Here is a 23,681-nt window from a genome sequence, read left to right on the forward strand (position 1 = left end):
GGTGAAGTACCGGCCGGGGCAGTCCCGTTGACGCAGCGTCAGGAAGAGCGCAGCGTCAGAAAGCACGCCGAGTCAGGCAGATCAGGCGAGGGTGGCCAGCGCCTGGTTCAGCGTCTTCGACGGGCGCATGACGGCCGAGGCCTTCTTCGCGTCCGGCTGGTAGTAGCCGCCGATCTCGACCGGCGAGCCCTGCACGGCGATCAGCTCGGAGACGATGGTCTCCTCCTGCTCGGCCAGCGTCGCGGCCAGCTGGCCGAACGCCTCGGCGAGCGCCGCGTCGTCGGTCTGCTTGGCCAGCTCCTGGGCCCAGTACAGGGCGAGGTAGAAGTGGCTGCCGCGGTTGTCGATGCCGCCCAGCTTGCGGCTCGGGGACTTGTCCTCGTTGAGGAAGGTGCCCGTCGCGCGGTCCAGGGTGTCGGCGAGGACCTGGGCGCGCGCGTTGTCCGTGGTGGTGGCGAGGTGCTCGAAGGAGACGGCCAGCGCCAGGAACTCACCCAGGGAGTCCCAGCGGAGGTAGTTCTCCTTGACGAGCTGCTGGACGTGCTTGGGGGCGGAGCCGCCGGCACCGGTCTCGAAGAGGCCGCCGCCGTTCATCAGCGGGACCACGGAGAGCATCTTGGCGCTGGTGCCCAGCTCCAGGATCGGGAACAGGTCGGTGAGGTAGTCGCGCAGCACGTTGCCGGTCACCGAGATGGTGTCCTCGCCGCGGCGGATGCGCTCCAGGGAGTAGGCGATGGCCTTGACCGGCGACATGATCTCGAGGGTGAGACCGTCGGTGTCGTGGTCGCCCAGGTACTTCTTCACCTTGGTGATGAGCTGCGCGTCGTGGGCGCGCTCCTCGTCCAGCCAGAACACGGCCGGGACGCCGGTGGCGCGGGCGCGGGTGACGGCCAGCTTGACCCAGTCCTGGATGGGCAGGTCCTTGGTCTGGCACATCCGGAAGATGTCGCCCGCTCCGACGGCCTGCTCGATGAGCGCGGTGCCGGAGGCGTCGACGACGCGGACGGTGCCGGTGGCCTGGATCTCGAAGGTCTTGTCGTGGCTGCCGTACTCCTCGGCCTTCTGGGCCATCAGACCGACGTTGGGTACGGAACCCATGGTCGACGGGTCGAAGGCGCCGTGGGCGCGGCAGTCGTCGATGACGACCTGGTAGATGCCGGCGTACGAGGAGTCCGGGATGACGGCGAGGGTGTCGGCCTCGTTGCCGTCCGGGCCCCACATGTGGCCGGACGTGCGGATCATGGCCGGCATCGAGGCGTCGACGATGACGTCGGACGGCACGTGCAGGTTGGAGATGCCCTTGTCGGAGTCGACCATCGCGAGGGCCGGGCCCTCGGCGAGCTCGGCGTCGAAGGAGGCCTTGATCTCCTCACCGAAGTGCGGGAGGGACTCCAGGCCCTTGTAGATGCCGCCGAGACCGTCGTTCGGGGTCAGGCCGGCACCGATGAGCACCTCGCCGTACTTGGCGAAGGTCTTCGGGAAGAACGCGCGGACCACGTGGCCGAAGATGATCGGGTCGGAGACCTTCATCATCGTGGCCTTGAGGTGCACGGAGAAGAGCACGCCCTCGGACTTGGCGCGGGCGAGCTGCGCGGTGAAGAACTCGCGCAGGGCGGCGACGCGCATCACGGAGGCGTCGACGACCTCGCCGGCGAGGACCGGGACCGACTCGCGCAGCACGGTGGTGGTGCCGTCGTCGCCGGCCAGCTCGATGCGGAGGTCGCCCGCCTCGGCGATCGTGACGGACTTCTCGGTGGAGCGGAAGTCGTCGGCGCCCATGGTGGCGACGTTCGTCCTGGAGTCCGGGGTCCACTTGCCCATGCGGTGCGGGTGGGCCTTGGCGTAGTTCTTGACCGACGCGGGGGCGCGGCGGTCGGAGTTGCCCTCGCGCAGGACCGGGTTGACGGCGCTGCCCTTGACCTTGTCGTAGCGGGCGCGGACGTCCTTGTCCTCGTCGGTCTGCGGGTCGTCCGGGTAGTCGGGGAGGGCGTAGCCCTGTCCCTGGAGCTCTGCGATCGCGGCCTTCAGCTGCGGGATCGAGGCCGAGATGTTGGGCAGCTTGATGATGTTGGCGCCGGGCGTCTTGGCCAGCTCGCCGAGCTCGGCGAGCGCGTCATCGATACGCTGCTCCTCCTGGAGGCGCTCGGGGAAGCTCGCGATGATGCGGCCTGCCAGCGAGATGTCGCGGCTTTCGACCGTGACACCGGCCGTGGAGGCGTAGGCCTCGACGACGGGCAGGAACGAATACGTCGCGAGGGCCGGGGCCTCGTCGGTGTGCGTATAGATGATGGTCGAGTCAGTCACCGGGTACTCCGCTCCACGTCTGCAACATTGCTTGACGTCAAGATATCTCGTGGGCGGGGCCGGGGTGACGTGGGGGCGGAAGGAATCGCGCCCCGGGCCCTCCGGCACCACTGCTCCGGCCGCCCTTGCCGCGGGCCCCACGGCACCACCGGTGCGGCCGCCCGCCCTCACTCCGCGAGGAACGCCACGTCCAGCCCCGCCAGCCGCTGCTGGTCCGCCAGGATGTTGATCTCCACGACGGCTCCGTCCACCACCGTGAAGTCCATCACCGAGGCCGCACGTCCGGCCAGGACGGTGACCAGGCCGGTCGCCCCGTTCACCAGGGCCGGGCGGGCGAACTGTGCGTAGCGCGAGAACATGAGCGCGTTCGCCACGACCTCCCGGGCGCCCCTGACCACCCTCGATGCCCCTGCGACGGCCTTCCCCGCGTCCGCCCGCAGCACGCACCGGGGGTCCAGCAGGGCCAGCAGTCCGTCGAAGTCGCCGCCCCGGGACGCGGCCAGGAACGCCTCGACCACCTTCCGCTGCCTCGCCGCGTCCCTGTCGGGTGCCGGGGCCGCGCCCCTGACCCTGCGGCGGGCCCGGGCGGCCAGCTGCCGGGTGGTCGCGGGGGTGCGGTCCACCAGCGGCGCGATCTCATCGAAGGTGACCGCGAACATGTCGTGGAGGACGAAGGCGAGCCGTTCGGCCGGGCCGAGCGTGTCGAGCACGACCAGGAGCGCGAGCCCCACCGAGTCCGCGAGCAGCGCCTGCCGCTCGGGGTCCGCCTCGTCGTCCCGGCGTACGACCGGGTCCGGGACATGGGTGTCCGAGAGGGGGTCCAGGGGGTCCTCGCGGCGCGAGGTGCGCGAGCGCAGCTGGTCGAGGCAGATCCGGCCCACGACGGTGGTCAGCCAGCCGGGGAGGTGGTCGATGGATCCGGGTTCCTGGCGGCCGAGCCGCAGCCACGCCTCCTGCACCACGTCCTCGGCCTCGCTGGTGGAGCCCAGCATCCGGTAGGCGACGGCGCGCAGCCGGTCGCGGTGCTCCTCGAAGCGGGCCGCCAGGACGTCGGCCCCGTCCGGTCCGGACGGGGCCTGCCCGTCCCTCTCACGTATCGGCTCCGGCACCGCTGGCTCGCTCTCGTCGTCGTGGGTATCGCACGGCGGGGCGTCCGCAGGAGGCGGACGTGGCGGTGGCGGTGGCAATGCGGGACCCGCCCCCGTGCGCGCCGCTCGCCCGCGCTCCTCGGGAGAGCGGGCGGCTTACGGAGCCGTGCCGACCAGCCGCACCGTGCCGGCGATCTTGCGTACCGTAGCGTCCGGCACCTCGTCGGGCACCCCCTTTGCGCCGACGAAGGTCCACGAGGCCAGGGCGCCGTCGGCGCGGGGGAAGACGAAGGCGGTGACCTTGCCGTCACCCGCGCACTTCTCCTTCTTCGGGACGCCCGCCGAACTGGCCGTCGCCAGGCTGCCCTTGAGGCCCGTACTGGTGGTGAACGGCTGGGCCTGACCTGCCTTCGCCCTGCCGCGGTCGGGCTGGGTGTACGCGCCGTAGAGCCACTGGCTCGCGTTGTCGCGGGCGGCCTCGTCGCTGCTCGTCGCGGTGCGCTCGCCGCGCGAGCCCGCCATGGCGAGCGCGGTGGCACCTCCGCTGCCGTCCGCCGGGGCGTCGGCGGGCACGCACCACTTCTCCTTGAGGACCCCCGGCGCGGCGAAGGCCACGAGGGGCTTCTCCTCGGGGTCCCGCTCGTCGGCGACGTAGCTGACCCAGTCCGTCGTCTGGCGGTCCCACTGCGGCGGTACGTCGAAGGCGACACCCAGCTTGGGGTTCACCACGGTCTTCCAGCCCGCGACGAGGGGCTTCGGGTCGCCGGGCTTCCCCCGTACGGTGCCGGCCCCGGCGTCGGGCGCCGGAGTCTGCGGGCCGGTGGCCGCCGGTGTGGACACCGCTCCGCCGTCCTTCTTCGCCTCGTCCCGCTTCTCGTCGTTCTTGTCGCCCCCGCGGAGCAGGAACACGGTGGCGGCGCAGGCGACCGCGACGGCGGCGGCGGCAGTCACGACCACCGTGGTGGTGCGCCGCCCGCCGCCACCACCGTTCCCCCTGCCGTTGCCGTTGCCGGCGGGCGGTGGAGCGAGAGGAGCGAACTGGCCTTGCTGGGTCGGCTGGTTCGCCGTGCCGGGGTGGGTCGGCTGGTTCGCCGTGCCGGGGTGGGTCGGGTGCTGGTACGGATTGTTCGGCTGGTGCTGCGGGTACTGTCCGGCCCCCGATGGCTGCTGTCCTTGCCACATGAGCAACAACCATAGACACCTGCCCCGCTCACCCCATGGGCCCCGTCGCTATGCCGGGTAGTAGTCCCTCGCACGCCACAGTGCGCGCGGCGGCCCTTCCGCCGTGGGCGCGCCCCAGATCCGTACCGTCGCCGCGTCGTCGTCCGGGTCGTACGGCTGCCAGCCCGGGTCTCCGGTGGCCGCGAAGTCTGCCCAGGCGCGCACCATGCCGGCGGACAGAGCGTCGTCCTCGGGTGCGGGCGGGCCACCGATCAGGAAGGCGAGGTGGGGGTCGTGGTGGTTGCCGAAGGCGAAGGGGACGTCGGCGCAGTGCCAGGCGCGCACCTGGACGTTCCCCTCCGCGTCGGTGCGGCGGCGTGCGAAGCGGGAGAGGAAGGTGCGGCCCCCGGCGCGGACATGGGCGTCGGCGACGCGGCTGCTGTACTCGGCGAAGAACAGATCGCCGAGCAGAGCGAGGTAGCGGTCGTGGACGGCGGCGCCCGGCATCCGCCTCCGGTATCCGTCGACGAGGACCTCGGGGAGGGCGAAGGCGGCGCGGAAGGACTCCAGTTGGGCTTCCGAGGTCACCTTCGGGTTCTGGCCGACCGCGTCCATCAGCCACTGTTCCTCGGTGGTGTGGCAGACCAGCAGGTCGATCCCGGTGACGGGGGCGGTGGCCTGCGCGGCCAGGGGGTCCGCCGGCAGGTCCGTACCGTCGGCGACCGGCCCGTAGAGGACCTGATCGTGGTAGCCGGAGCCGCTGCCGGGGTCGTCACGCAGGGCGTCGGAGACCTGGTCGGAAGCGGCGACGAGCGACTGCGGGGAGGCGGTGAGCAGCCCCTCGGCGGTGGCGGGGACTCCGGTCGCTGCGGCGATCCGCCGGGTGTGCTCGGCGGCAGTGGCAGAGGAGAAACAGGGGCCGGCCGCACTGTGCGCGATCACCCGGCGGAACAGACCGCGCGCCTCGTCCCGCAGCATCAGGAGGACGGCGGAGGTGGCACCGGCCGACTGTCCGGCGACGGTGACGCGGTGCGGGTCGCCGCCGAAGGCCGCGATGTTCCTATGCACCCAGCGCAGTGCGGCGGCCTGGTCGAGCAGTCCGCGGTTGTGGGGGTAAGGGGTACCGGGCCCGCCGTCGGGGAGGTGCCCGAACCCCTCGAAGCCGACGCGGTAGTTGACGGTCACCACCACCAGCCCCGCCCGGGCCGGCACCGTGCTGTCGAACTCGGGCTGGGCGGACGAGCCGAAGGTGTACGCACCACCGTGGATCCACACGAGCACCGGGAGCGCGGTGCCGTCCGCGACCGGACTCCGCTCCGGTGCCCAGATGTTGAGCGTGAGGATGTCTTCGTCGCCGGGCTCCCAGGACGGTGCGCCGGGCAGCTGGGCCGACTGCGGGGAGATGGGCCCGAAGGCGGTGCAGTCACGGACTTCCGACCAGGGCTCGGGCGGCTGCGGAGCACGGAACCGGTGCGGACCGAAGGGCGGGGCGGCGTACGGGACACCGAGGTAGGCCGTGATGTCAGGGGCGGGCCGCAGCCCGCGCACCCGGCCGTCGCGGGTATCGGCCGTCGGTCCCGCACTGCCACGGGCATCGCCCGTCGGCCCCGCGCCGTCGTACGCGTCTCCCACCGGCTCCGTCCCGGTACCGACCGCGCCACCCGGCACGCACTCCCCCGCCCCGTCGGCTCCCCGGTCCGCCACGGCCCGCGTCCAGCGCACCTCGCCGTCCGCGTGGTGGTCCGTCGGCCGGAGTCCGGCGGACCTGGCGACCGCCTGGGACGCCCGGTGGGCGGGGTGGATGTGGGCGCGCAGTTCGCGGATGCCCGGCTGCCCGGCCAGCCAGTCCGCCAGCGCCTCGGCGGCCTCGGTCGCGATGCCCCTGCCCTGCCAGGCGGCGCCCACCACCCAGGCCAGTTCGGCGACTTCGCCGGTGACCGTGGCCTGCACCGTGCCCGTCAGGCACTGCTCGCCGCGCAGCCCGACGACCCAGTTCAGCCAACTGGTGCCGGGCTCGGGAGCCCCGCGCCGCAGCCGTTCGTACCGCGCGCGCAGGGCGGCGGTGTCCAGCGGCGCGCCACCGGTGAAGGTGTGCAGCACGGGATCGGCGAGGACACCGGCCATTTCCGGCGCGTGCTCGACGGCCAGCGGCAGGAGGTCCAGCCGGTCGGTGGTGAGGAGCGGCGGGCGCGGGGCGTCGGGCAGTTCGGGCATGTGGGAGCGGTCTTTCGTCCGTGGGTGTCCGGCCACGGTATCCGCCCGCGGCAGCGGCCTCCAGGCAATTGATCACTCTCGGCTGCCGAAGCCAAGGCGGCGAGACGTGCGGCGGCGAGACGTCCGGCGGTGCCGCTCCCCCGGCCCGCCTCAGCTCCGCACCCGCTGGGTGACCGCGATGCACACCAGCACCGCCACCGCGGCGACGGGAGCGGCCACCGGCAGCACCTCCCCCAGCAGAGCCACGGACCACACCAGCGTCAACAGGGGCTGGGCGAGCTGGAGTTGGCTCGCCCTGGACACGCCGATGTCCGCCATCCCCCGGTACCACACCACCAGGCCGAGGAACTGCGACCCGACCGCCACCCACACCAGTCCGACGACGCCGTGCATTGTCCAGCGCAGCGGCTCCGCCGTGAGGGCGAGGGCCGCGGCGGGCACCGCCACCGGCAGGCACATGATCAGGGCCCAGCCGATGACCTGCCAGCCGGGCATCACCTTCGCCAGCCGGCCGCCCTCGGTGTATCCGGCCGCGCACACCAGCAGCGCCGCGAAGAGGTAGAGGTCGCTCGTCGACAGGGCGCCGCCGCTCTGCTGCACCGTAAAGCCGATGACGACGGCCGCGCCGGCGAGTGCCGCCGCCCAGAAGGCCGGTGAGGGCCGGTGTCCGGTGCGAGCGGCCGAGAGGACGGCGGTGGTCAGCGGCAGCAGCCCCACCACGACGGCGGCGTGCGAGGTCGTGGAGGTCTCCAGGGCGAGGGTGGTCAGCATCGGGAAGCCGAGGACGGTACCGATGCCGACGACGGCCAGCGCACCCCAGTGCCTGCGGTCGGGCACCGGGACCCGCAGGGCGAGCAGCACGCTCCCGGCGACGAGTGCGGCGAGCACGCTGCGCACCGCGACGAGCGTCCACGGCCCGAATCCGTCCAGGCCCCAGACGGTGGCGGGGAAGGTGAGCGAGAAGGCGAGGATGCCGAGTGCGGCGAACACGGTGCCGTGACGGGCCCGGGAGCCGTCTTCCGGGAGGTGCACCGCGGCACCAACTGCTATCGCCTGAGCGGGAGTAGCGCTATTCTGTGCTGTCATGCACGAGCGTAGCAGCGTTACTGAACTGGCAGAAGTCCTCCGGGGGGAACTCCACCGCTACCCAACAGGTGGAAAGCTGCCGTCGAGCCGGGCCCTGGTCGAGCAGTACCGGGTCAGTCCGGTCACCGTGTCGCGGGCACTGTCCAGGCTCGCCGCGGAAGGTCTTCTCGTCACCCGGCCCGGGGCGGGCGCCTTCCGGGCGGAGGTGCCTGCCGAGTCCGGGGCGCCCGGCGACACCTCCTGGCAGGAGGTGTCACTCAGCGCGGACGGGGGCTCGGACCTGGTGCCGCGGTCGGTGGACGCGTCCGGTGTGCTGGTCACCCTGGCCGCACCCGCCGCCGGGGTGATCGAGTTCAACGCCGGCTATCTGCACGCCTCGCTCCAGCCCGAGCAGGCCATGGCGGCCGCCCTCGCCCGGGCCGGGCGCCGGCCTGGCGCCTGGGGCAGACCGCCCACCGACGGCATTCCCGAGCTGCGTGAATGGTTCGCCCGGGGCATCGGCGGGGCGATCACCGCCGCCGATGTGCTCATCGCCTCGGGCGGGCAGAGCGCCCTCACCACGACGCTGCGTGCGCTCGCCCCGCCCGGTGCGCCGGTGCTGGTCGAGTCGCCGACGTACCCGGGCATGCTGGCCATCGCGCGGGCTGCCGGACTGCGGCCCGTGCCGGTGCCGGTGGACACGGACGGGGTGCGGCCCGAGCTGCTGGAGGCGGCGTTCCGGGCGACCGGGGCGCGGGTATTCGTCTGCCAGCCGCTGTTCCAGAACCCGACGGGAGCGGTGCTGTCCGCCGAGCGGCGGCCCGAGGTGCTGCGGATCGCGCGGGCGGCGGGGGCGTTCGTCGTCGAGGACGACTTCGTGCGGCGGCTGGTGCACGACGACGCGGGACCGCTGCCGCGGCCGCTGGCCGCCGACGACCACGACGGGGTCGTGGTGCACGTCTGCTCGCTCACCAAGGCGACCTCGCCCAGTTTCCGCGTCAGCGCGCTGGTCGCGCGCGGCCCGGTGCTGGAGCGGCTGCGCGCCATCCAGGTGGTGGAGAACTTCTTCGTCCCGCGCCCCCTCCAGGAGGCGGCGACGGAACTGGTCGGCTCGCCCGCCTGGCCCCGCCATCTGCGGACGGTGTCGGCCGAGTTGAGGAAGCGCAGGGACACCCTCGCGGCGGCGCTGCGCCGGAGTCTGCCGGACATCCCGCCGCCGCACCTCCCGTCGGGCGGCTACCACCTGTGGCTGCGGCTGCCGGACGGCACCGAGGAGAACGCGGTGGTCTCGGCCGCGCTGCGGGCCGGGGTGGCGGTCGCCCCCGGCCGCGCGTACTTCAGCGCCGAGCCGCCCGCCGCGCATCTGCGGCTGAGCTTCGCGGCGGTGGCGAGCACGGCCGAGATCACCGAGGGGGTACGCAGGCTCCGGGCGGCGCTCGACGGGCAGTAGCCCAGTAGCCCGCAGACGCTCTGCGTACCGGCGCACTCCTGAGCCGCCGGGAGCCGCCCATGCCCCCGGGCTCCTTCACTCCAGGCGCACGTCCACCCCGTTTTCGGCCAGGACGTCGAGCGTGGAGTCGAAGTACGCCATGAGGTGGGTGCGGGCTGCCCGGGACTCCTGCCAGACGAGGGTGAAGGGGACGGTGGCGCCGAAGCCGCCGCGCAGGCAGTCGTTGAGCGCGTCGAGGTTGTCCCCGAAGTACCCGCCGGGGCCGTTGACCGCCTCGCCGAGGGCGAGGAACAGGGCGGGGCGGTCGGTGACGTGCCGGCCGTCGAGGACGCAGGTGCGGCCCGCGGGGGCGTCCGGGGTGACGTCCGGGCGGGCGAAGTGCCGCTCCTGCACGGCGGTCAGCCGCTGCCTGCGGCCCTCCTGGTCCAGTTCCGCCCAGGCGCCGGGGCGGGTCGGGGTGCCGGGGCCGGGGGGCTGTGGCGGCTGCTCGCTCATCGGGTCATTGTCCGTCAACGCCCCTCCCTCGTCCCGCCGCGACCCGGCCGCGCGTAGTGGTCCCTGACCACCCGCTCCATCGCCCCGATCCGGTCTCTCGCCAGCTCCCGTGCGGCGAAGAAGACGTGGCCCCCGACCTCGGGGCGGCCGGCCGCGTGGGTCAGGTGCCGGGAGAGTTCCGCCGGGTCCTGCCAGGCTGCGGGCTGGGCCGGGTCGCCCGCCTTGTAGAGGGCCTCGCCCACGTACAGGTCGACGCCGGTGCCGCGCACCTCCCCCGCCCACCAGCGCACCAGCTCCGCGTAGTCCGCCGCGGGGAAGCCGAGGTGCCAGTAGAGCTGGGGGCAGATGTAGTCGAGCCACCCCTCGCGCACCCACTGCCGGGTGTCCGCGTACAGGTCGTCGTACGTGCCGACGCCGGCCCGGGTCCGGGAGCCCTGCGGGTCCCTGGCCTCGTTGCGCCACACCCCGAAGGGGCTGACCCCGAACCGCACCCCGGGCCTGACCTCCCGGATCCGTTGGCCCATCTCCCGCACCAGCAGCTCCGTGGTGTGCCGGCGCCAGTCGCCCACGTCGGCGAAGTCCGCCCCGTATCTGGCGTACTCGTCCGCGTCGTCGAAGGTCTCACCGGCCACCGGGTACGGGTAGAAGTAGTCGTCCCAGTGCACGGCGTCCACGTCGTACCGGCGCACCGCGTCCAGCATCGCGTCCTGGACGAAGCGACGGACCTCCGGCAGGCCGGGGCGGTAGTAGAGCTTGCCGCCGTACGGGACGGTCCAGCCCGGGTGCACACGGGCCGGATGAGCGGGCGAGAGCCTGCCGGGGTCTGTGTGATTCGCCACCCGGTACGGATTGAACCAGGCATGGAGCTCGAGACCGCGCGCGTGGGCCTCCTTCACGGCCGTGCCGAGGGGGTCCCAGCCGGGGTCGCGGCCCTGTTCCCCGGTGAGGCATTCCGCCCACGGCTCCAGCGGGGACGGCCACAGCGCGTCGGCGGTCGGCCGCACCTGGAGGATCACCGCGTTCAACCCCGCCCGTACCGCGTTGTCCAGGTGAACCAGCAGCTCAGCGCGTTGATCGGCGGCGCTGAGCCCCTTGCGTGAGGGCCAGTCGCGGTTGGCCACGGTGGCGATCCAGACGCCCCGCATATCCCTCGCGGAGTCCCGCTTGCCTGCCCCGCCGGGGCGGGCCACCGCACTCCCGGTCAGAGCCATGGCGGAGAGCACTCCTGCCGCGCCCACCAGAAGCCTTCTTCGTGCGACATGTCCCACAAAACGCCCCTCACCGTGTCGGTTCGACCCCGCGAATGGGGACAGCATGCCCTGCCCTCCCCTCCATCACCTCGCAAGCTCGGAGTAACGTCGGGGGTCGTGGCGGGGCCGGTCGGGGACACCGGGCGGGTCCCGCGAGCGAGAAGACCGAGAGCTTGACGTCGAGCTCGACCGTAGAAGCGAAAGGCACGATGTGACCGACATCGAACGCGTCGGAGTGGTGGGCTGCGGCCAGATGGGCGCCGGCATCGCGGAGGTGTGCGCCCGCAGCGGCCTTGAGGTCAAGGTTGCCGAGACCACCGGCGAGGCCCTGGAGATCGGCCGCACGCGCCTCTACAACTCCCTCTCGAAGGCCGCCGAGCGCGGCAAGATCTCCGAGGAGGAGCGCGACGCGACGCTGGCGCGCCTGAGCTTCACCACCGACCTCGGCGAGTTCGCCGACCGCGACCTGGTGATCGAGGCCGTGGTCGAGAACGAGCAGGTCAAGACGGAGATCTTCCAGGTCCTCGACCAGGTCGTGACCCGCCCCGACGCCATCCTGGCCTCCAACACCTCCTCCATCCCGCTGGTGAGGCTGGCCGTCGCCACGTCCCGCCCGGACGCGGTCATCGGCATCCACTTCTTCAACCCGGCGCCGGTGCAGAAGCTGGTCGAGCTGATCCCCGCCCTCACCACCTCCGAGGGCACCATCAGCCGGGCGCACGCCATGGTGGAGAAGATCCTCGGCAAGCACGCCATCCGCGCCCAGGACCGCTCGGGCTTCGTGGTGAACGCCCTGCTGATCCCGTACCTGCTCTCGGCGATCCGGATGTTCGAGTCGGGCATCGCCTCCCGCGAGGACATCGACAACGGCATGGAGCTGGGCTGCGCCCACCCGATGGGCCCGCTGAAGCTGGCGGACCTGATCGGTCTGGACACCGTCGCCTCGGTGGCGGACTCGATGTACGACGAGTTCAAGGAGCCGCTGTACTCCGCTCCGCCGCTGCTCCAGCGGATGGTCGACGCGGGCCGGCTCGGCCGCAAGACGGGCTCGGGCTTCTACCCGTACGGCTGATCCACCCGGGTGACCGAGCGTCGCCGGCGCCCCCCGCACTCCTGATTCGCACGGAGTGTGCGGGGGCGCGCGCGGTGTGCGGGGCGTGCTCGCATATGCCCCGAACACACGCTCCCGTCCTTCCCGCAAAGAGAGTTGACTCACCGTCACACCCACTGAGTCGACTCTCCCGTGAAGGAGCGGACATCGTGACCACCGACCCCGAGCAGAGCGTGGTCGTCGAAGAACTGTCGGACGTGCGCCGCCGCCTCGACGTGGGGCTGGCCCACATCGAGGGACGGCTCGCCGTACAGACCCTGCGCGACGACCAGAACGACAAGGACCTCGCCGATCTGGTCGCCCGCGTCAGCGCCCTGGAGCACTCCCGCTGGCCGTTGCCCGCGGTGGCGGCGCTCACCGCGCTCGGTGCGCTCGCCGTCGCCGTGTGGCAGGCCCTCGGGCGTTAGCCGCTGCGGCGTGCGTACGTGAGGACGTACGCGTGCGCACAACTACCGCTAGCCGAGCCGCAGGTGATGCAGCATCAGCAGCCCGGCCGCCATGTTGGCGGCCGGGACCTCGCCCCGGGCGATCATGTCCGGGATGAGCTTGAGCGGTATCCACTCACGGCGGGAGGACTCGAAGTCGTCCTGCGGGTAGCCGGTGTACGTGGCTCCCTCCGCCCAGTAGAGGTGGTGCCTGGCGTCGGTGAGGCCGTTGGAGGGCTCGACGGTGAGCAGATGGCGCAGGGGTCCCGGGCGCCACCCCGTCTCCTCCTCCATCTCGCGGGCCGCGGCCTCCTCGACGTCCTCGCCGTCCTCGACCACACCGGCGGCCAGTTCCCAGCCCCAGCTGTCGGTGATGAAGCGGTGGCGCCAGAGCATCAGCACCTCGTTCGCCTCGTTGACGGCCGTCGCCACGGCGACGGCGCGCAGACGGATGAGGAAGTGGTCCAGATGACGGCCGTTGGGGAGTTCGACGTCCGCGAGATTCACCCGGAACCACGGGTTCTCATACACAGTTTGTTCGTTTAGGTTCGTCCACTGCACGGTTCTGCCACCTTCCTGCACGTAGTTGCACGTAGATGGCAACATCGCAGCAGGGGCACGCTGGCGAAACAGCGCCTGGTGGACCTTTACAGCGGAATGCACAACTCCTTACAGGTGGCTCCTCACAAGGGGATGCGCAGCGCCCCGTCGATCATCTCGGCCGCCTCGTCGGCCTGGGAGCAGCCACTGGACGCCAGATGCTCGCGCACGGCCCGCAGCCGGTCTCTCAGTCGCCGGGACTCCATGCCCCGCGCCTGCTCGGCCATCTCGACCGCGGTGGCCACGGCCCGGTCGGCCTCGCCCTGCCGCAGCTCGACATGGGTGAGGATCGCGAGCCGGTGCACCCGGCCGCGGTCGTGTGCGCGGGTGTCGACCGCCGCCGCCGCGTGCTCCCGCGCGGTCGGCAGGTCCCCCATGCTGAGCAGCGCCTCCGCCACCTGCACGTTGACCAGGCCCGGTTGTACGTAGCCGGTCTCGTCCGGCTCGCGGCCTGGGCGGATGCGGTCGGCGGCCTTCTCGGCCCGCCGGATGCAGGCCAGCGCGCTGCCGCCGTCGCCGAGATGGGCGTACGACTTGGCCTGCATCGCATACAGGTCGGCCGCCAGCGCCGGGGTGATCTCGCGCCCCGCCGTGCGCAGTGCGGCCTCCGCGAAGGCGACCGCCTGCCGGTACTCCCGCATGAAGAGCGACTGGTTCACGAGCAGGGCGATGACATACGCGCCGAGTCCCCGGTCGCAACTGGCCTTGGCGAGCCGCAGCGCCTGGTGGAAGTAGCGCTGGGCGAGCCCCTGGGCGTCGGAGTCGTAGGCACAGATTCCCGCGATGGCCACCAACCCACCGGTGGCACGGTGGAGTTGACGGCCCGTCGCGTCGTTGTAGCCACCGCGCAGCAGGGGCGCCGTCTCGGAGTTGAGGAAGCCGACGATGCGCGAGCGGGTGGCGATGCCGCCGGCCTTGCGGTACATCAGCTCGTAGTGCGCCCTGGCGGCCTTGAGGGTCTCGATGTCCGCGAGGTTCACCTGGGCCTGTCCGGACCGGGAGACGTCGCTGTCCTCCGGCGGGTTCTCCCACTCCCAGACCGGGATCACGGCGGGCGTGCCGGTGACGGCGGGGGCGCCGAGGACGTGCGGACGCTGCTGTTCGTCGGAGCGCCACAGCGCGGTGGCCCGCTCCACGAAGCCGGACAGGGTGGATCCCGCACCGCTGCTCGGCACGACCGACTCGCCCTGGATTCCGCCCAGTCCGATGTCGTCGAGGGCGACCTGCCGGTGCAGCCGGCCGCTGAGCACCTCGCAGATCAGGTCGGGTGCCTGACCGCGCGGGCGCTGCCCCTTGAGCCACCGGCGGACCGCCGTGTGGTCGTAGCGCAGCGCCAACCCCCGTTTTCTGCCCGCCTGGTTGACGTGCGCGGCCAGACCGGCCTGGGAGATCCCGGCCTCGTCCAGCAGAGCGTCGAGGAGTGCATTGGGCTGCATGTCAAGCGCCTCCGGCTGACTCGGTCGTGGACAGCGTAGTACCGGTGGGTTCACACGGGGGGTGAACGGAATGCCCGCATCCGGCTGCTTCACCCGCTGCCGCCCCGGCCGGTGAATCGGTTGACTGAACTGCCTCGCAAGAGGCGGCCGGGCCGTCGGCTCCCCCCTCCACAAGTGCGGCGGCCCGTTCCCACCCCCGTCCGCCCTGTCCTGTCTGCCCGACACCCCCCTCAGGCAGGGCGGACGGCAGCCGCGACCGCGCCCCGCACCGAACAGGCTCTCCCGTCGGCAGCGGCTCCCCGCCCGCGACCGGTTCGGCCCGCCACCGCAGCCGGTGCGGCCGCGGATGCCCGCAGTTGAGTACCAGCACCTCGCCGTCCTCGTGGATTTCCAGCAGCAGTACGGTGACGAACTCCTCGGCCGCCGGGTGCTCCGGGGCCGACCGGCACTCCGTCACCCGGTGCAGCTCCCGCAGCGGGCTCCGCCGCACCCCCAGCACCAGGGCGGCGACCGCCAGGGTGCAGCCGCAGCAGGTGACGACGTCCGGGCCGGCGCCCGGCGCATCTCATCCGAAGGAGTGAGGGGCACACCCGTGACCCGGATGTGCCCCTCGGCAACACGCTCCTCAGCGGTTGCTCAACTCTTCGTGGGTGCCGCAGGCGGCACCGCACTCACGCCCCGCGCAGCACCGCTCCGGTGTGCTCGGCGGCGAGCGCCACTGCCGCGTCGCGGGCGGCGGTGGCCTCCTCGACGGTCAGCGTGCGGTCGGCGGCGCGGAAGCGCAGCGCGTAGGCGAGGGACTTCTTGCCCTCGCCGAGCTGCTCGCCCTCGAACACGTCGAACAGCCGGATGTCCTCCAGGAGTTCGCCCGCGCCCTGGCGCAGCCACCCCTCGACGGCCCGGGAGGTGACGTCCGCGTCGACGACCAGGGCGACGTCCTGGGTGGCGACCGGGAAGGCGGAGATGCGGGGTGCCTGCAGCACTCCCCGGCCCGCCTGCTCCAGCACGTCCAGGTCGATCTCCATCGCGCAGGTGCGCTCCGGGAGGTGCATCGCCTTCACGACGCGCGGGTGGAGCTCTCCGGCGTACCCGATGATCCGCTCCTCGCCGTCGACGACGACCGAGAGCGCGGCGCAGCGGCCCGGGTGCCAGGGCTGGTTGACCGCCCCGGCGACGAGCAGCTCGGCACCGGCCTCGCGGGCCAGCGAGCGGGCGGCCTCGACGGCGTCGGCCCAGTCGGCCGGGCGGCCCCTGCCCCACCAGCCGGCCTGCTCGCGGGCGCCCGCGAGAACGACGGCGGCGTGCCGGGGCTGGACGGGCAGCGCGGCGTTCAGTCCGGCGATCTCCTCGTCCGTGGGACGGCGGTCGACCGGCAGCCGTACCGCCGCGGTCTGCGCGCCGGCGGGCCGGAAGACCAGTCCGGTCTCGAAGAGCGCCAGGTCGTGGCTGCCGCGGCCGTCGTTGCGGCGCAGCGTGCCCAGCAGGCCGGGCAGCAGCGTCGTACGGAGCGCGGGCTCCGTGTCGGCGAGCGGGTTGACCAGCTTGACCGTGTCGCGGCGCGCGTCGTCGGCGGCCAGCTGGAGCTGGTCGAAGACGGCTTCCCCGACGAACGGGTAGTTCAGCGCCTCGACGAATCCGGCACCGGCGAGCGCCCGGCCGGCCCGGCGGTGCAGCCGCTGGCGCTCGGTGAGCCCGCGGCCGGACGGCGGGGTCGGCAGCGTGGAGGGCAGGTTCTCGTACCCCTCCAGCCGGATGACCTCCTCCGCCAGGTCGTTCGGGAACGCCAGGTCGGGGCGCCAGGACGGCACGGTGACCGTGAGGTCGTCCTGCCCGTAGACGTCGCAGCCGACCTGCTGGAGGCGGCGCACCACGGTCTCGCGGCCGTAGGCGACGCCCGCGACGCGGTCCGGGTGGTCGGCCTTCATGGCGATGGAGCGGGGGGCGGAGGGCGCGATGACCTCGGTGACGCCCGCCTCCGCGGTGCCGCCGGCGAGCAGGACGAGCAGGTCGACGGTCCGCTGGGCGGCGGCGGGGCCGGCCTGCGGGTCGACGCCGCGCTCGAAGCGCCGGGACGCCTCGGAGCCCAGCTTGTGGCGGCGCGAGGTGCGGGCGATGGTGAGGGCGTCGAAGTGCGCGGCCTCGATGACGACCTCGGTGGTGCCCCTGGTCTCGCCGGTCGCGGCGTCCGTCTCGGCGTCGGCGATCTCGGTGTGGGCGCCGCCCATGACGCCCGCGAGGCCGATCGGCCCGCGGTCGTCGGTGATGACGAGGTCCTCGGCGTCGAGGGTGCGCTTGGCGCCGTCCAGCGTGGTGAGCTGTTCGCCCTGCTCCGCGCGCCGGACGCCGATGGTGCCCTGGACGCGGGTGCGGTCGTAGGCGTGCAGCGGCTGGCCGAGTTCGAGCATCACGTAGTTGGTGATGTCGACGGCGAGGGAGATCGGGCGCATGCCGGCCTTCTGGAGGCGGCGGCGCAGCCAGATCGGCGAGCGGGCCTCGGGGTCCAGGCCGGTGACCGTACGGGTGGTGAAGCGGTCGCAGCCCTGCGGCTCGGAGACCTTCACCGGGTAGCCGTAGGAGTTCGGCGCGGGGACGTCGAGCAGCGCGGGGTCGCGCAGCGGCAGGCCGTAGGCGGTGGCCGCCTCGCGGGCGATGCCGCGCAGGGACAGCGCGTAACCCCGGTCGGGGGTCACGGCGATGTCGAGGACCTCGTCGACGAGTTCGAGGAGCTCGATGGCGTCGGTGCCCGGCTCGTACTCCGGCGGGAGCACGATGATGCCGCCGGTGCCGTCGTCGCCCATGCCCAGCTCGTCGCCGGAGCAGATCATGCCGTGCGAGGTCTTGCCGTACGTCTTGCGTGCGGCGATCGCGAAGTCGCCGGGGAGCACCGCACCGGGCAGGACCACGACGACCTTGTCGCCGACGGCGAAGTTGCGGGCGCCGCAGACGATCTCCTGCGGTTCGCTGGTGCCGTTGGCGGTGCCGACGTCGACCGTGCAGAAGCGGATGGGCTTCTTGAAGCCCTCCAGCTCCTCGATGGTGAGGACCTGGCCGACGACCAGCGGGCCCTTGAGGCCGGCGCCGGTCTGCTCGACCGTCTCGACCTCCAGTCCCGCGGACACCAGCTTGGCCTGCACGTCACGGCCGGTCTCGGTGGCGGGGAGGTCCACGTACTCCCGCAGCCAGGAAAGCGGGACCCGCATCAGATCTCCATCCCGAAGGGCCGAGTGAAACGCACGTCACCCTCGACCATGTCTCGCATGTCTTCCACGTTGTGCCGGAACATCAGCATCCGCTCGATGCCGAAGCCGAAGGCGAAGCCGCTGTACTTCTGGGGGTCGACGCCGCAGGCGTTAAGGACCTTCGGGTTGACCATGCCGCAGCCGCCGAGCTCGATCCAGCCCTCGCTGCCGCAGGTGCGGCAGGGCCTGTCCGGGTTGCCGACGGACTCGCCGCGGCACACGTAGCAGACCATGTCCATCTCGGCGGACGGCTCGGTGAAGGGGAAGTAGTTCGGGCGCAGCCGGGTCTTCATGCCCTCGCCGAAGAGCGCCTGGACCATGTGGTCGAGGGTGCCCTTGAGGTCGGCCATGGTGAGGCCCTCGTCGACGGCCAGCAGCTCGATCTGGTGGAAGACCGGGGTGTGCGTGGCGTCCAGCTCGTCGGTGCGGTAGACGCGGCCGGGGCACACGACGTACACGGGCGGCTCACGGCGCTCGAGGAGCGCGCGGGCCTGCACCGGGGAGGTGTGGGTGCGCAGCACGACACCGGACTCGCCGGTCTTCGCGCCGTTCTCGCCCTGCACGAAGAAGGTGTCCTGCATCTGCCGGGCCGGGTGGTCGGGCACGAAGTTCAGGGCGTCGAAGTTGAACCACTCCGCCTCTGCCTCGGGGCCCTCGGCGACCTCGTAGCCCATGCCCACGAAGACGTCGGCGACGCGCTCCATGAGGGTGGTCAGCGGGTGGCGGGCGCCGGCCGGGGTGCGGTCGTACGGCAGTGTGACGTCGACGGCCTCCTCGACCAGTACGCGCTCGTCGCGCTCGGCCTCCAGGACCGTCAGGCGGGCGGCCAGGGCCTTGTTCACGGCACCGCGGGCCATGCCGACGCGCTTGCCCGCCTCGGCCTTGGCCTGCGGGGGCAGCGCGCCGATCTCGCGGTTGGCGAGCGAGAGCGGCGAGGTGGGCCCGGTGTGCGCGGTCTTGGCGTGGGTGAGCGCGTCGAGGTCGGCTGCGGCCTCGAAGGCGGCCAGCGCCTCGTCGCGCATGCGCTCGATCTCTTCGGGTTTCAGCGCCTCGACCTCGACAGGGTCGTACGACTTATTGGGTGCGGACATCTCTTCCCGTACTTCCGATGGCTGGTGGGCGGCCCCGCTCGACACGTGAGGACGCAAAGGTGCCAAAAGTCGAGTCTAAAGGGACGCGGGAGGCGAAGGTGCCCGTGGGCTGCTCAGGCCAGGTAGGCCGGGGCCCCGACGGGCAGGATAAATCGGAATTCGGCGCCGCCGCCGGGTCCGCGGCCGACCGTGATGGTGCCGCTGTGGGCCTCGACGATGCCCTTGACGATGTAGAGGCCCAGGCCGGTGCCGCCGCGTTTGCTGCCCCGCCAGAAACGGGTGAAGACGCGGCCGAGCGACTCCTCGGGAATACCGGTTCCTTCGTCGCTCACGATGACGGCCGTTCCCTTCTCGTCGTTCTTGGCGGTGGCGGGTGCCACCTCAATGGTGACCATTCCCTCGCCGTGCCGCACCGCATTTTCCAGCAGGTTGCCCAGCACCTGGTCGATCTTGTCCGGGTCGGCCCACAGCGCGGGCAGCGGATGCGCGAGGTGCACGAGGAAGCGGTCGGCGGGCTGGCCGGTGGAGATGAGGGCGTGCACGTTGCGTCCCACGGCGGCGGCGATGTCGACGGGCTGCCGGCGCAGCTCCAGGCGGCCTGAGTCGATGCGGGCGATGTCCAGGAGCTCCGCGATGAGCCGGGTGAGCCGGCCCGCGTCGTTGTCGACGGTCTCCAGCATCATCAGCTTCTGGTCGTCGGTGAAGCGCTCCCACTTGCGCAGCAGGGTCCTGGTGAAGCCCTTCACCGAGGTCAGCGGGGAGCGCAGTTCGTGGGCGACGGTCGCGATCAGCTCTGCGTGGCTGCGCTCGGTGCGCCTGCGGGCCTCGGTGCCGCGCAGCGAGACCACGACGCGGCGCACCGGTCCGCACGGCTCCTCGCGGACGTACCTGGCGGACACCAGGACCTCGCGGCCGCCCGGCAGGAGCAGGTTGCGCTCGGGCTGACCGCAGCGGATGGCGAGCCCGCCGTACGGATCGGTGAGGGTCCACCAGCGGCGGCCCTCGAGGTCTTCCAGCGGAAGGACGTCGACCAGGGCGCGGCCCAGCGCGAGCGCGGCGGGCACGGCGGTGATCCGGGCGGCCGCGGCGTTGAAACAGATGACCCGGCCCTGCGCGTCGGCGACCACGAGCCCGTCAGGAAGGTCGTCCGCCGCGACCCCGGACGTATCGGACTCCCTTGCCCGTACGGCCTGTTCAGACACTTCCGCGACCATCTCCCCGCATCCCGCCCCTCTGTGCAGCAAGGGGGCCCCCTGCTCGGGCGAAGCCGAGCACTTGGGGGCGGGTCCCCGAGTGGGCCACCCTACTCCGAACGGGGGGTCCTCAGGCAGAGGTGCGCACCCGCTGTGCGCGCGCGGATGCGTAGAGGCACACCGCGGCGGCAGTCGCGAGGTTGAGGCTCTCGGCCTTTCCGTGGATCGGGACGCGCACGACGGCGTCCGCGAGGGCGCGGGTCTCCTCGGGCAGGCCCCAGGCCTCGTTGCCGAAGACCCAGGCGGTGGGGCCGCCCATGGTGCCGGCGTCGAGCTCGTCGTCGAGGTCGCGGTCGCCCGCGCCGTCGGCGGCCAGGATGCGCACCCCGGCGGCCTGGAGCCCGGCGACCGCCTGTTCGACCGGGACGCCGACGGCGACCGGGAGGTGGAAGTGCGAGCCGACGGAGGCCCGTACCGACTTGGGGTTGTAGAGGTCGACCGAGGCATCGGTGAGGACGACCGCGTCGGCGCCCGCCGCATCCGCGCAGCGCAGCACCGTACCGGCGTTCCCGGGGTCGCGTACGTGCGCGAGGACCGCGACCAGCTTGGGCTTCGCGGCGAGGATGTCCTCGAACGGGGAGTCCAGGAAGTGGCAGACGCCGACGATGCCCTGCGGGGTGATGGTCTGCGAGATCTCCGCGAGTACGTCGTCCCCCGCCAGGTGCACCCGGGCGCCGGCGGCGTCCGCGGCGTCCACGATGTCGGCGTACCGCTCGGCGGTCTCCACCGTCGCGAAGAGCTCGATCAGCGTGGGGGTGCCGTCAGGACCCCGGTGGTCGACGGCCTCCCGCACGGCCTGCGGTCCCTCGGCGATGAACCGGCGTTCCTTGCCCCGGAAGCTGCGCTTGGCCAGCCGTCTGGCGGCGACGACGCGGGGGGAACGCGGGGAGATCAGCTCGGGAGTGCCCATGGGGGTGCGGCTCACTTCGTAGTACGTGACAGAACGGGCGGGGCGCAACGCACCGGACCCGCAGGCGCTGCGTGCGCCTGCGGGTCCGGCTTCAAAGCCAAGAAGCTGCTCTGCCTGGAACTAGGCGGCGGCCTTCGGGGCGTTGACGTCGCTCGGGAGCGCCTTCTGGGCGACCTCGACGAGCGCGGCGAACGCGTTCGGGTCGTTGACGGCCAGCTCGGCGAGGATCTTGCGGTCCACCTCGATGTTGGCGGCGTTCAGACCCTGGATGAGGCGGTTGTACGTCATGCCGTTCTCGCGGGCAGCGGCGTTGATGCGCTGGATCCACAGGCGGCGGAAGTCGCCCTTGCGCTTCTTGCGGTCGTTGTAGTTGTAGACCAGGGAGTGGGTGACCTGCTCCTTGGCCTTGCGGTACAGGCGCGAACGCTGGCCGCGGTAGCCCTTGGCCGCCTCGAGGATTGCCCGGCGCTTCTTGTGGGCGTTTACTGCGCGCTTGACGCGTGCCACTTTTGACTCCTTGTAGCGGGGCCGTGGGGATGTTCACACGACCCGAAAACGAATTGGTCCCGGTCTCGATCCAGTGCCTCGGGCGGGTGCACCCGGGGCGGGGGGATCACTTGCCGAGAAGCTTCTTGATCTTCGCGGCGTCGCCCGGGGCCAGCTCAACGGTGCCGGTGAGGCGGCGCGTCACGCGGGACGACTTGTGCTCGAGCAGGTGGCGCTTGCCGGCACGCTCGCGGAGCACCTTGCCGGAGCCGGTGATCTTGAAGCGCTTCTTGGAACCGCTGTGCGTCTTGTTCTTCGGCATCGCGCCGTATCTCCTCGTCAGTGCCGCTCCCCCGGCCCCCGGTGCGGGCACCGGACTGCGGGAACGTCAGGTCTGTGGTTAAGGGGTTTCCGGTCGGAATCCGGGGGCCGCCTGGATGGCGGCCCCGTGGATCACGCTTCGGAAGGTGCGGCGTCGGCCGGAGCCTCGGCAGCGTCCTCGGCAACCTCCGCGGGCTGCTCGTCGGGGGCAACGCCCTGACGCTCCGCCTTGCGGGCGGCCTGGGCCTCGCGGGCCTCGGCCATCGCCTCGGTCTTCTTCTTGTGCGGGCCGAGAACCATGATCATGTTCCGGCCGTCCTGCTTCGGGTTGGACTCGATGAAGCCCAGTTCCTCCACGTCGGAGGCGAGTCGCTGAAGCAGCCGGAAGCCAAGCTCGGGACGGGACTGCTCACGACCACGGAACATGATCGTGATCTTGACCTTGTCACCCTGCTTGAGGAACCGGACGACGTGACCCTTTTTGGTGTCGTAGTCGTGCGGGTCGATCTTCGGGCGGAGCTTCATTTCCTTGATGACCGTGTGCGCCTGGTTCTTGCGCGCCTCACGGGCCTTCATGGCCGACTCGTACTTGAACTTCCCGTAGTCCATGAGCTTGCACACGGGCGGACGGGCGGTCGCCGCGACCTCGACAAGGTCGAGGTCGTACTCCTGCGCCAGCTCAAGGGCCTTTGCGAGGGGAACGATGCCGACCTGTTCGCCGCTGGGGCCTACAAGCCGGACCTCGGGAACGCGAATCCGGTCGTTAATGCGGGGCTCGGCGCTGATGGATCCTCCTCAGTAGCACCACACGGCTGTCTGGCAGACAGCCGCGTAACGTCTTATTTCTTCGGACCAACCGGATCGGGAGACAAAAAAATGCCCCGAACGGGACACAGGCAGGGCTCCTGGAAATACCGGAGCACCGCCGCGTCTGAAACCGCGGGGCGCAACATCGGACAGTTCCATCGTCCGTACGGAACGATGGGGACCATCTTCTGACCGGTGACCCGCCGTCCCGGGGGACGGTCAGGTGGGAGAAAAGGAGCCTCCACTTGTGGGCCGGGCACAGGAGTGTCCAGCCGGTCGTTGAGAAAACAGTACTGCACTTTGCGCATCGCCGCGAACCCGCCACAAACCACCCGTCCCGGGGAAGCCAACCACGACGCGGGACCTATCGTTGACGCCATGAGCGACGCGACCAGCAACACGGGCACGACCGGCACCACCGGCACCACCGGCACCACTGACGAGCACAACCCCGGCTTCGACGACATGACCCGCGACATCGCGGACGTTCCCGCCGTCGAGGTGATCACCACGGTCGCCGTGCACCTGATGAGCGCCGCCGCCGTGAACCTCGGCCTGGCCGAGGGCGGCGAGGAGCAGAAGGACCTCGACGAGGCCCGCAAGCTGATCCAGGCGCTGGCGGGTCTGATCACGGCCAGCGCGACCGAGATCAGCTCCTTCCACGCGGCGCCGCTGCGGGACGGACTGAAGTCCCTCCAGCTGGCGTTCCGCGAGGCGTCGGTCGTGCCCGACGAGCCGGGCCAGGGCCCCGGCGAGAAGTTCACCGGACCGGTCTTCGGCTGAGCGGCCCCGCCTCCCGCGGAAAAGGGCCCCCCCCCCGGCGGGGGGCCGGGGGGGGCGCCCCGGCGGGGGCCCGCCCCGTTGCCCGCCCTTCCCGCCCCGGGGGGGGGCCCCCCGCCCCCAACGGGGCCTGGGGGGTGGGGCGGCCCCCGCCGCCCATGGGGCCTGGGGGGATCTGGGGGTGGGGTCCTGGGG

Annotated in this window: 20 protein-coding genes and 1 pseudogene; 4 read left to right on the plus strand and 17 right to left on the minus strand. The window is 72.0% G+C overall.

From position 1 onward, the window contains the following. Window positions 1-81 precede the first annotated feature (81 nt). The 6 genes and pseudogenes from ACFWVV_RS25435 to ACFWVV_RS25460 form a co-directional block, all read right to left on the minus strand. Window positions 82-2,304, minus strand: a complete 2,223-nt coding sequence (locus tag ACFWVV_RS25435; protein WP_384357489.1) for an NADP-dependent isocitrate dehydrogenase — start codon at window positions 2,302-2,304, stop codon at window positions 82-84. A 167-nt stretch (window positions 2,305-2,471) separates the two neighbouring features. Then, window positions 2,472-3,413 carry a sigma-70 family RNA polymerase sigma factor gene (locus tag ACFWVV_RS25440; protein WP_384357491.1) on the minus strand — a complete coding sequence of 314 codons (942 nt, stop codon included), beginning with the start codon at window positions 3,411-3,413 and terminating at the stop codon, window positions 2,472-2,474. Window positions 3,414-3,548: 135 nt separating this feature from the next. Continuing rightward, window positions 3,549-4,574: a hypothetical protein gene (locus ACFWVV_RS25445; RefSeq protein ID WP_384357493.1), complete on the minus strand. Its 1,026-nt coding sequence runs from the start codon at window positions 4,572-4,574 to the stop codon at window positions 3,549-3,551. A 48-nt stretch (window positions 4,575-4,622) separates the two neighbouring features. After that, window positions 4,623-6,185, minus strand: coding sequence for a carboxylesterase/lipase family protein (locus ACFWVV_RS25450; protein WP_384357519.1), 1,563 nt, complete (start codon window positions 6,183-6,185; stop codon window positions 4,623-4,625). Between the two features lie 129 nt (window positions 6,186-6,314). Beyond that, a pseudogene (locus ACFWVV_RS25455) lies at window positions 6,315-6,767 on the minus strand (GNAT family N-acetyltransferase); the annotation flags it as partial. Window positions 6,768-6,917: 150 nt separating this feature from the next. Then, a complete protein-coding gene (locus ACFWVV_RS25460; RefSeq protein ID WP_384357495.1) occupies window positions 6,918-7,853 on the minus strand; it encodes a DMT family transporter in 936 nt (311 codons plus the stop codon). Between ACFWVV_RS25460 and ACFWVV_RS25465 the strand changes: the two genes are divergently transcribed. Beyond that, on the plus strand, window positions 7,852-9,282 hold the full coding sequence (locus tag ACFWVV_RS25465) for a PLP-dependent aminotransferase family protein (RefSeq protein ID WP_384357497.1): 1,431 nt from the start codon (window positions 7,852-7,854) through the stop codon (window positions 9,280-9,282). The genes ACFWVV_RS25460 and ACFWVV_RS25465 overlap by 2 nt on opposite strands. Window positions 9,283-9,357: 75 nt before the next feature. Here the strand turns inward: ACFWVV_RS25465 and ACFWVV_RS25470 are convergent, their stop codons facing one another. Beyond that, window positions 9,358-9,777, minus strand: a complete 420-nt coding sequence (locus ACFWVV_RS25470) for a barstar family protein (protein ID WP_384357499.1) — start codon at window positions 9,775-9,777, stop codon at window positions 9,358-9,360. 14 nt (window positions 9,778-9,791) lie between these two features. After that, a complete protein-coding gene (locus tag ACFWVV_RS25475; protein ID WP_384357501.1) occupies window positions 9,792-10,988 on the minus strand; it encodes a glycoside hydrolase family 10 protein in 1,197 nt (398 codons plus the stop codon). Between the two features lie 250 nt (window positions 10,989-11,238). Here ACFWVV_RS25475 and ACFWVV_RS25480 point away from each other — a divergent pair, with 250 nt between their 5' ends. Further along, window positions 11,239-12,099: a 3-hydroxybutyryl-CoA dehydrogenase gene (locus ACFWVV_RS25480; RefSeq protein WP_384357503.1), complete on the plus strand. Its 861-nt coding sequence runs from the start codon at window positions 11,239-11,241 to the stop codon at window positions 12,097-12,099. 188 nt (window positions 12,100-12,287) lie between these two features. Next, window positions 12,288-12,545: a hypothetical protein gene (locus ACFWVV_RS25485; RefSeq protein ID WP_384357505.1), complete on the plus strand. Its 258-nt coding sequence runs from the start codon at window positions 12,288-12,290 to the stop codon at window positions 12,543-12,545. Between the two features lie 48 nt (window positions 12,546-12,593). Here the strand turns inward: ACFWVV_RS25485 and ACFWVV_RS25490 are convergent, their stop codons facing one another. From ACFWVV_RS25490 to infC, 9 genes are all read right to left on the minus strand, one after another. Next, a complete protein-coding gene (locus tag ACFWVV_RS25490) occupies window positions 12,594-13,124 on the minus strand; it encodes an NUDIX hydrolase (protein ID WP_384357507.1) in 531 nt (176 codons plus the stop codon). A gap of 122 nt (window positions 13,125-13,246) precedes the next feature. After that, window positions 13,247-14,599 (minus strand): transcriptional regulator, encoded by a 1,353-nt coding sequence (locus ACFWVV_RS25495; protein WP_384357509.1) that lies wholly within the window; start codon window positions 14,597-14,599, stop codon window positions 13,247-13,249. 671 nt (window positions 14,600-15,270) lie between these two features. Further along, window positions 15,271-17,799, minus strand: coding sequence for a phenylalanine--tRNA ligase subunit beta (pheT, locus tag ACFWVV_RS25500; protein ID WP_384357511.1), 2,529 nt, complete (start codon window positions 17,797-17,799; stop codon window positions 15,271-15,273). Then, a complete protein-coding gene (gene pheS / locus ACFWVV_RS25505) occupies window positions 17,799-18,929 on the minus strand; it encodes a phenylalanine--tRNA ligase subunit alpha (RefSeq protein WP_384357513.1) in 1,131 nt (376 codons plus the stop codon). Before pheS ends, pheT begins: the two co-directional genes overlap by 1 nt. A gap of 113 nt (window positions 18,930-19,042) precedes the next feature. Beyond that, complete coding sequence (locus ACFWVV_RS25510) at window positions 19,043-20,143, minus strand: ATP-binding protein (protein WP_384357515.1); 1,101 nt, start codon at window positions 20,141-20,143, stop codon at window positions 19,043-19,045. 109 nt (window positions 20,144-20,252) lie between these two features. After that, complete coding sequence (locus ACFWVV_RS25515; protein WP_384357521.1) at window positions 20,253-21,092, minus strand: TrmH family RNA methyltransferase; 840 nt, start codon at window positions 21,090-21,092, stop codon at window positions 20,253-20,255. Between the two features lie 120 nt (window positions 21,093-21,212). Beyond that, a complete protein-coding gene (gene rplT / locus ACFWVV_RS25520; RefSeq protein WP_266655864.1) occupies window positions 21,213-21,599 on the minus strand; it encodes a 50S ribosomal protein L20 in 387 nt (128 codons plus the stop codon). Between the two features lie 106 nt (window positions 21,600-21,705). Next, window positions 21,706-21,900, minus strand: a complete 195-nt coding sequence (gene rpmI, locus ACFWVV_RS25525) for a 50S ribosomal protein L35 (RefSeq protein WP_189827454.1) — start codon at window positions 21,898-21,900, stop codon at window positions 21,706-21,708. 131 nt (window positions 21,901-22,031) lie between these two features. Beyond that, on the minus strand, window positions 22,032-22,685 hold the full coding sequence (gene infC / locus ACFWVV_RS25530; protein WP_384357523.1) for a translation initiation factor IF-3: 654 nt from the start codon (window positions 22,683-22,685) through the stop codon (window positions 22,032-22,034). 486 nt (window positions 22,686-23,171) lie between these two features. Here infC and ACFWVV_RS25535 point away from each other — a divergent pair, with 486 nt between their 5' ends. After that, window positions 23,172-23,489, plus strand: a complete 318-nt coding sequence (locus tag ACFWVV_RS25535) for a DUF1844 domain-containing protein (RefSeq protein ID WP_384357525.1) — start codon at window positions 23,172-23,174, stop codon at window positions 23,487-23,489. The last annotated feature ends 192 nt before the right edge of the window (window positions 23,490-23,681 follow it).

The organism is Streptomyces sp. NPDC058663, assembly GCF_042716745.1.
Classification (GTDB): Bacteria; Actinomycetota; Actinomycetes; order Streptomycetales; family Streptomycetaceae; genus Streptomyces.

Bases quoted from the DNA above. Each gene is read 5' to 3' on its own strand.
- ACFWVV_RS25495 (WP_384357509.1), bottom strand. From the start codon at position 14,599: ATGCAGCCCAATGCACTCCTCGACGCTCTGCTGGACGAGGCCGGGATC.
- pheT (WP_384357511.1), bottom strand. From the start codon at position 17,799: ATGCGGGTCCCGCTTTCCTGGCTGCGGGAGTACGTGGACCTCCCCGCC.
- ACFWVV_RS25470 (WP_384357499.1), bottom strand. From the start codon at position 9,777: ATGAGCGAGCAGCCGCCACAGCCCCCCGGCCCCGGCACCCCGACCCGC.
- pheS (WP_384357513.1), bottom strand. From the start codon at position 18,929: ATGTCCGCACCCAATAAGTCGTACGACCCTGTCGAGGTCGAGGCGCTG.
- ACFWVV_RS25445 (WP_384357493.1), bottom strand. From the start codon at position 4,574: ATGTGGCAAGGACAGCAGCCATCGGGGGCCGGACAGTACCCGCAGCAC.
- ACFWVV_RS25460 (WP_384357495.1), bottom strand. From the start codon at position 7,853: ATGACAGCACAGAATAGCGCTACTCCCGCTCAGGCGATAGCAGTTGGT.
- ACFWVV_RS25465 (WP_384357497.1), top strand. From the start codon at position 7,852: ATGCACGAGCGTAGCAGCGTTACTGAACTGGCAGAAGTCCTCCGGGGG.
- ACFWVV_RS25535 (WP_384357525.1), top strand. From the start codon at position 23,172: ATGACCCGCGACATCGCGGACGTTCCCGCCGTCGAGGTGATCACCACG.
- ACFWVV_RS25510 (WP_384357515.1), bottom strand. From the start codon at position 20,143: ATGGTCGCGGAAGTGTCTGAACAGGCCGTACGGGCAAGGGAGTCCGAT.
- ACFWVV_RS25515 (WP_384357521.1), bottom strand. From the start codon at position 21,092: ATGGGCACTCCCGAGCTGATCTCCCCGCGTTCCCCCCGCGTCGTCGCC.
- ACFWVV_RS25475 (WP_384357501.1), bottom strand. From the start codon at position 10,988: ATGGCTCTGACCGGGAGTGCGGTGGCCCGCCCCGGCGGGGCAGGCAAG.
- rpmI (WP_189827454.1), bottom strand. From the start codon at position 21,900: ATGCCGAAGAACAAGACGCACAGCGGTTCCAAGAAGCGCTTCAAGATC.